Here is a 7,235-nt window from a genome sequence, read left to right on the forward strand (position 1 = left end):
ATTGGGTAACAGTTCGTATGCGAAAACGTCCCAAGAATGCAAGCGCAACGCGCGCCGTATGATTGGCTGACGTTGACCGCTGCTGCAAAGAATGCGGAGGCTTCCGCTCTTATATACTCCTTTGGCGAAGACTCAGCTTTGTTTTTCTTGCGCTGTGATACATCGTCAACCACAATATATAGAGGAAGGGAAACTGCTAATGATCAAGAACATCCAGAAGCGTACGGGGCAGATCGTGCCGTTTGATGCCGAGAAGATCACCGACGCCATCCGCAAGGCGAATCTTGAGTCCATCGACGAGACATTTTCGCAGCATCAGCTTGAAAAGCTCACGAAGAGCGTCATCCACCGCATCGAAGGGGAGGAAACGCCTGCCGTCGAGTTCATTCAGGATGCTGTGGAAAAGGTCCTCATCAAGAACAACTTCGCCTCGACGGCGAAAGCGTACATCCTCTATCGCGCGGAGCATGCGAAGATCCGCGACGCCGAGGGCGACCTCATGGACATCTACAATGAGCTGACCTTCAAGCGTGCCAAGGATGCCGACATCAAGCGCGAGAATGCGAACATCGATGCCGATACGGCGATGGGCACGATGCTCAAGTACGGCTCGGAAGGATCGAAGTACTTCATTGACCATCATATCCTGCCCAAGGACATCGCGGCGGCGCACATCGACGGCGACATCCATATCCACGACAAGGATTTCTACATGCTGACGGAGACGTGTTGCCAGATCGACCTTTTGAAGCTCTTCAAGGACGGCTTCTCGACGGGGCACGGCTACCTGCGCGAACCGAACGACATCCGCTCCTACGCGGCGCTCGGCTGCATCGCCATTCAAGCGAACCAAAACGAGATGCACGGTGGTCAGGCGATCCCGAACTTCGACTATTCGATGGCGCCGGGCGTACGGAAGACCTTCCGCAAGCTCTACTTCAAGGAAATTGCGAACTTCTTCGCCATCACGCTCGGCATGAAGCAGGACGACGCGAAGCTCCTGGCTAAGGAGATTCGCCGCTCGCTGCTGCCCTTGGGCATCACGATCGGCGGCGCGGACGTCTACAAGGCGGCGCTCGTCGACTTTTTGCCCGCGCATCAGAAGGCGTGCGGCTTCGAGGAAATCTCCGAAAAGCTCGCGGCGCGCGCGCATGACTACGCCTACGGGGCGGCGCTCGATGCGACGGACAACGCGACCTTCCAGGCGATGGAGGCTCTGATACACAACCTCAACACGATGAACTCGCGCGCGGGCGCACAGGTGCCCTTCAGCTCGATCAACTACGGCACGGACACGTCGCCCGAAGGCCGCATGGTCATGAAGAACCTCCTGCTCGCGACGCAGGAAGGTCTCGGCAACGGTGAAACGCCGATCTTCCCCGTGCAGATCTTCAAGGTCAAGGAGGGCGTGAACTACAACGAGGGCGATCCGAACTACGACCTCTTCCGCCTCGCGATGGAGACGTCGGCGAAGCGCCTGTTTCCGAATTTCAGCTTCCTCGACGCGCCGTTCAACCTCCAGTATTACAAGCCCGGCGACTACAACACGGAGGTCGCCTACATGGGCTGCCGCACGCGCGTCATGGGCAACGTGCACGATCCCGAGCGAGAGGTCACATGCGGCCGCGGCAACCTCTCGTTCACGAGCATCAACCTGCCGCGCCTCGCGCTTCTCGCCAAGGGCAACTTGGATGTCTTCTACCGCGAGCTGGACAGCCTCACGGAGCTTGTCATCCGCCAGCTTCTGCATCGCTTCAAGATTCAGTGCGCGAAAAAGGGCAGGAATTATCCGTTCCTCATGGGACAGCGCGTGTGGATCGACTCGGAGAAGATAGGGCCTGACGATGAGATCGCCGAGGTCTTGAAGCACGGCACGCTCTCGATGGGCTTCATCGGCCTCGCCGAATGCCTGAAAGCGCTCATCGGCAAGCATCATGGCGAGTCGGAGGAGGCGCAGGCCCTAGGACTTGCCATCGTCGGGCACATGCGCCGCCGCATGGACGAGGAGGCAAAGCGCACAGGGCTGAACTTCACGCTGCTCGCGACGCCTGCTGAAGGATTGTCGGGCCGCTTCGTGCGCCTCGACCGCAAGAAGTTCGGTGAAATCGAGGGTGTCACGGATCGCGACTACTATACGAATAGCTTCCACGTACCCGTCTACTGCCCGATCGAGGCGGCGAAGAAGATCCGCCTCGAAGCGCCGTACCATGCGCTGACGAATGCCGGACACATCAGCTACATCGAGATGGACGGCGATCCGTCGAAGAACCTCCAGGCCTTCGAGGCGATCGTGCGCTACATGCACGATGCGGGCATCGGCTACGGCTCGGTCAACCATCCCGTCGACCGCGACCCCGTCTGCGGCTACAATGGTATCATCGACAACATCTGCCCGCGCTGCGGCAGAAAGGAGAACGGCCGCCCCTTCGAGCGCATCCGCCGCATCACGGGGTATCTCGTCGGCACGATCGACCGTTGGAACAACGCGAAGCGTGCTGAAGAGCATGACCGCGTCAAGCATGGCATCGGTTAAGCTCGCAGGAACGGTATCGGATTCCATCGTTGACGGGGCGGGAATCCGCTATACGATCTTCACGCAGGGCTGCCCGCACCATTGCCCGGGCTGCCAGAATCCCAAGACGCACGACTTCGCAAGCGGCTTGGAGATGGATACGAAGACGATCCTCAAGGACGTGCTCGGCAATCCCCTGCTGACGGGCGTGACGCTCTCGGGTGGCGAACCGTTCTGCCAGGCCGCGCCGCTCGCTTCCCTAGCACATGAGGTGCACGCGCACGGCATGGACGTCTGGGCGTATACGGGCTATACGCTCGAAGACCTGCAGCAGAAGAAGGCGTGCGATGTGGACGCACTGCTTGATGAGGTCGACGTCCTCGTGGACGGCGCATACGAAGAGTCGGAGCGCGACCTCACGCTCGCCTTTCGCGGCAGCCGCAACCAGCGCGTGATCGACATGAAGAAGACGCGTGAAACAGGGGAAATTATCCTCTGGAAGGACGCATAAATGGTATCAGGGAATAAAAAAGAGAGCCGCTCGGCTCTCTTTTTTATTCCCTGATACCAAACGGTTTTCCTCCGTGCGCGAAATTTATTTCCTCTCGACCATATAGAGAACGCCGTCGGGCCGCTCCCAGGTACCGAATGGTTCACCTGGCCGAAGGGGCAGCGCCTTTCCCTTGGGCAGAAGCTCCCCTTCGGGCGTGCGCAGGGAGGAAAGGCCGCTGTTCACGAGATGCCATGCGCCGTTTTGGCGCGTGATGTAGGCTTTGACCTCGCGATCGTGCGCCTTCTCATCGGGGAAGACGTTTTCTGCAAAGTGCCACGAAAAGAGCGGCAGACCGTCGTAGACGTTCAAGAGTCCCGCTTTCAGCCATTGGCCGGCCTTGCCGCGCACGCGCCGCAGACGCTTGAGGTGCAGCACGCGGCGCTCGGGCACGGCAGTGCCGCAGAAGGGGCAGCGCGGTGCCGCGGTGTCGTGCAGGATAAAGAATTTCTCGGGGCAGTGCGGATTTGCGCACGGCTGCAGGAGATCCCACGTCTTGACGAGCGCCTTTTCCCACTCGAACGCCGTGGGACGCGCCTCTGGTTCGTGCAGGCCGTCGACGAAGGCGCGCAGGAAAAGCTTTTCGAGGTACGGCCCGAGGTCATGGATCGTGACCTTCAGATCGTCCGGGCGATTGGAATGATCGGTCGGATGCTCGGCGAAGAGCGCCTTTTCTCCGTAGATCAGAAAGTCTGCTTCCTCCGCGGACAGGTCGTAGTTCTTCGGCCCTTCGAGCGGATGACGCTTGAGCAGGTATTGATAGAGAAGCACGGGCAGCGCGAAGAGGTCGGTCAGAAGGCTTGGGATGACGCGGCGCGCATCGCCCGACGGAAGATCCATCGAGGCAAGCACCTCGGGCGCGATATAGCCCTTTGTGCCCGCAACCTCGGGCGGGTACAGGCCAGGCACGACGAGCGAGTCGATGTCGATGACGACGCAGCTGCCACTCTTGGGATCAACGAGGACGTTGTTGCACGATAGGTCGGAATGCGCGAGTCCCGCCTGGTGCATGCGGCGCACGGCGCGTGTGAGCGCGATGGAGAGGCGCAGCATCATCTGGAAGTTGCCAAGCTCCGCCTTTTCGAGATACTTGCGCACGCGGTTCGTGAACCAGCTGCCCTTTTTGTCCTTGCCCGCGAGGTCGAGCTGGCGCGAAGCGTCGTGTCCGAAGAAGAAGTTCTTCGGATAGGCGGGGCAGACGATGCCGAACTCGGGCTCTACGACGATCGCCGTCGGCCAGCAGAAGAGATCGGCGAAGTACGTCGCCGCCTCCACTGTATTGCCGCGTGCGCCGCCCTTCGTTTCGGCAAGCGTCGGGTTGTAGCGCCCGATGATCGCCGTCAGCCGATCGACGAGCGCCTCGTCGACTGCGTCAGGATCGAGGAAGAACTGCACGACGTAGGACTTGTCGGGCGCGAAGTATGTGTATTTCATGCCTCCCTGCGGCGGGTTTTCCGTGATGACGTAGGGAATCTTCCTGCCGTCCGCGAGGACGGCTTCCGCGAGCCTCGGCCTAGACATGCGGAGGCTCCTTCCAGGCGAGCAGCGCGAGCGTGCGGTCGTCGAAGGAGGCGCGCGTCACATAGTTGTCGAGCCAGATTTTCAGCCGCTCCGCGTGCGAGGCAACGCCCTTGAGGCTCGTATCTTCGGCAGCGAGCGCGAGCACATGCGCGTTCTGCCACAAGCATTCTTCCGTCGTGGGGATTTCGCGGCACATACGGCTCGCATACTGCAGCGCGATATGCTGCTCCTTGTCGTTGACCCACGGGAAGGTAGTGGGCTGCGGCAGGCTGCGCAGAAACTCAACCTCGGCGCGCGTGAACGTGGCCGTTCCCTGCGCGCCAGGCACGATACCGTTCGCCACTAGGTCGAGATAGAGGCGGTGCATCTCCTGCTCGTTGAAGTAGTCGTCCGCCACGCCGTCCGTCATCGTGAGGATGAGGTCGTAAGCGCCTCGCGTGACGAGCGTGCGCCTCTGCAGGCTGGCGATGTCCGCCATGGCCTCGCTCGTCAGAAAATCCGTCTCGCCCGAGAAGTCGCCGCTGTCGGGCTTGCCGAGGAGCTTGACTGCCTTGCCGTAAGGCGCATGCGTGTCGATGGCACAGGTCATGCCGTCGCCGACTTGGCATGAGAGCACGAGGACTTCTCCGATCTCGGGGACGGGCACGGCGACAGTCACGAGGAGCGTCGCCGCGAAGTCGGAGAGGACGAGGTCGCGCCCGAGAAGCTTCGTGTACGCCTCTTGGCCGCATCGCTCATGGAAAGCCGCGAGGACGGCGCGGCGAGCATCGAGCACGCCTGCGTGAAGCGCCGCGCCAAGCCCGGCACACGCCTCGCCGAACGCCGCATCGCTCATGGGAAGCGCGAAGGCGGCGCGATTTTTGGCGTTCGCCGCATCGAGGGTACGAAGCTGCTCGTAGATCGAGCCGACGGCGGCCTCGCTCGCCGCACGCGCACCGACACGCGAGAAGCGCTTCGAGCCTGCGCCGTCGGAAACGGCAAGAACGGCGATGTCGCCAACGGCAGCTATAGCGAACCAATCGTCGCAGTTCGTCGCCTCGTGCTTGTGCTTCTTGCCGCGCACACGCGCCGCGACGAAATCTGCCGTGCCGATCCGCTTCTCCTCGATCTTGTACTCGGGCGCGGCATCCGGCTCATCCTGCGGTACGGGATGATACTGCCAGAGCGATGCCGTATGTGCGAGAACCGCCTCATCGCTCAGGGCGAGAGAAGCATCGTCCGCATCGTCCGCTTCGGCCACTGCATCCGCAGGGGCAGCGGCAGCGTTCGATGCGGGCGGCTCGCTCGTTGGCTTGGATGGCGCAGCGCCCGATGCAGACGGCTGCTTCGGCGATTCTGCCTGTGCGGCAATTGGTTCGAGCGTCGTGCCCATTGGTTCGGGCAGCACATCGCTCGATGCAGGAGGCTCATTCATTGGTTCGGGCAGCGCATCGCTCGATGCAGGCGACTCGCCTGTTGGCTCAGGCGTAGTCGGCTTCTCCATCGGTTCGGGTGTAGTCGGCTCCTTCATCGGTTCGGGCGGAGTCGCGCTCGCCTCAGGCCCTTCCTCCCTTGGCTCGGGCGGCGCGGCAGCCGCACACTTTTCAAGGTGAATCTTTCCCAGTTCCACTTCAGCCGATGTTTCGTTTCCCATCAAGACACATCACCCCTTTCCTCTTCATGACCGCTCTTCTCTGCCCATCAGGGGACGACCGTGAATCCCTTCGGCGGCGGCGGCAGTTCGATGGCCGCGCCGGGCTTCGCGTCGAGGCTCTTTGACGACATCTTGATCGAGCCGGAAACCCACGCGAAGAACTTTGCCATATCGCCTGCCGACAGGCTGTTCATCATCAGCACGTTGTCCGTAAGCTGTTTGAGATAGCTCGTATCGGCATCGGCGCCCGCCGCGCACGCGATGATATTACCGAGCTTCAGAGATTTGATTTCAGCCGCCGCCTGCCTAAAGTCCTCCAGATCGGTCGGACTGCCGTCCGTCAACAGGAAGACGAGCGGCCGCCAGTCGCCCTTCTGCGTCTCGGTATTCTTGCGCACCTCCGTGCGCACGCACTCGGCGAGGAGCTTCAGAGCGCCGCCCATGAGCGTGCAGCCCTCGGCCTCAAGGCGCGGCTCCTTGAAGAGCATGAGCTCCGTGAGCTTCGTCGTCTGCCGCACCTGGCTCGCGAACGTGATGACGGAAAGATACGCCGTCTCAAGCGCCTGCGGGTCGCCGCGAAGCTCCGACAGGAGCGCCTTGATCCCCTGGCGCACGGCCTCGATCGGCTCACCCATCATCGATCCCGAGCAATCCAAAAGCAAATACACCGGCAGTCTGCGTCCAACATCCGCCATGAAAAGCACCTCCCAGAATCCTTCCGCACGCAAAAAGCGGCGGAAACCATGGTCCGAGGCAGTACGCCTCGAAGCCTGCTGTCATACACCTTTAGGAAACGCTGATAAAATGAAGTTGCCCAGATTTGCACAGATACGCTGTTCCTATAGCGGTCAACGTCAGCCAATCATGCGGCGCACTCCGCGCTTGCATTCTTGGGACGTTTTCGCATACGAGCCGTTGCCCAATTGCCTACGTCCTTCGGACTTGGCTCTTGGACGGCTCAGTATAGGAGACAAACCGCAGGCGTAGCAGTGGCTACGTCGAGGATTTGTCGACGACGA

Annotated in this window: 5 protein-coding genes; 2 read left to right on the forward strand and 3 right to left on the reverse strand. The window is 61.2% G+C overall.

Annotated features, from left to right (window positions below; all coding sequences use genetic code 11):
- Positions 1 to 199: 199 nt before the first annotated feature.
- Both RWS31_RS10895 and nrdG read left to right on the forward strand, forming a co-directional pair.
- On the forward strand, positions 200 to 2,533 hold the full coding sequence (locus RWS31_RS10895; RefSeq protein ID WP_314598307.1) for an anaerobic ribonucleoside triphosphate reductase: 2,334 nt from the start codon (positions 200 to 202) through the stop codon (positions 2,531 to 2,533).
- Positions 2,520 to 3,023, forward strand: a complete 504-nt coding sequence (gene nrdG / locus RWS31_RS10900; protein ID WP_314598309.1) for an anaerobic ribonucleoside-triphosphate reductase activating protein — start codon at positions 2,520 to 2,522, stop codon at positions 3,021 to 3,023. The genes RWS31_RS10895 and nrdG overlap by 14 nt, the downstream gene beginning before the upstream one ends.
- An 84-nt stretch (positions 3,024 to 3,107) precedes the next feature.
- On the opposite strand, the gene RWS31_RS10905 is transcribed toward nrdG, so the two are convergent.
- The 3 genes from RWS31_RS10905 to RWS31_RS10915 are packed head-to-tail and all read right to left on the reverse strand — an operon-like array spanning position 3,108 to position 6,911.
- Positions 3,108 to 4,583, reverse strand: coding sequence for a serine/threonine-protein kinase (locus tag RWS31_RS10905; RefSeq protein ID WP_314598310.1), 1,476 nt, complete (start codon positions 4,581 to 4,583; stop codon positions 3,108 to 3,110).
- Positions 4,576 to 6,216, reverse strand: coding sequence for a protein phosphatase 2C domain-containing protein (locus tag RWS31_RS10910; protein WP_314598313.1), 1,641 nt, complete (start codon positions 6,214 to 6,216; stop codon positions 4,576 to 4,578). Before RWS31_RS10910 ends, RWS31_RS10905 begins: the two co-directional genes overlap by 8 nt.
- A gap of 47 nt (positions 6,217 to 6,263) precedes the next feature.
- On the reverse strand, positions 6,264 to 6,911 hold the full coding sequence (locus RWS31_RS10915; protein WP_009646919.1) for a VWA domain-containing protein: 648 nt from the start codon (positions 6,909 to 6,911) through the stop codon (positions 6,264 to 6,266).
- Positions 6,912 to 7,235 lie beyond the last annotated feature (324 nt).

This window comes from uncultured Selenomonas sp. (genome assembly GCF_963528755.1).
In the GTDB taxonomy this organism is placed as follows: Bacteria; Bacillota; Negativicutes; order Selenomonadales; family Selenomonadaceae; genus Selenomonas.

Bases quoted from the DNA above. Each gene is read 5' to 3' on its own strand.
- RWS31_RS10895 (WP_314598307.1), top strand. From the start codon at position 200: ATGATCAAGAACATCCAGAAGCGTACGGGGCAGATCGTGCCGTTTGAT.
- nrdG (WP_314598309.1), top strand. From the start codon at position 2,520: ATGGCATCGGTTAAGCTCGCAGGAACGGTATCGGATTCCATCGTTGAC.
- RWS31_RS10905 (WP_314598310.1), bottom strand. From the start codon at position 4,583: ATGTCTAGGCCGAGGCTCGCGGAAGCCGTCCTCGCGGACGGCAGGAAG.
- RWS31_RS10910 (WP_314598313.1), bottom strand. From the start codon at position 6,216: ATGGGAAACGAAACATCGGCTGAAGTGGAACTGGGAAAGATTCACCTT.
- RWS31_RS10915 (WP_009646919.1), bottom strand. From the start codon at position 6,911: ATGGCGGATGTTGGACGCAGACTGCCGGTGTATTTGCTTTTGGATTGC.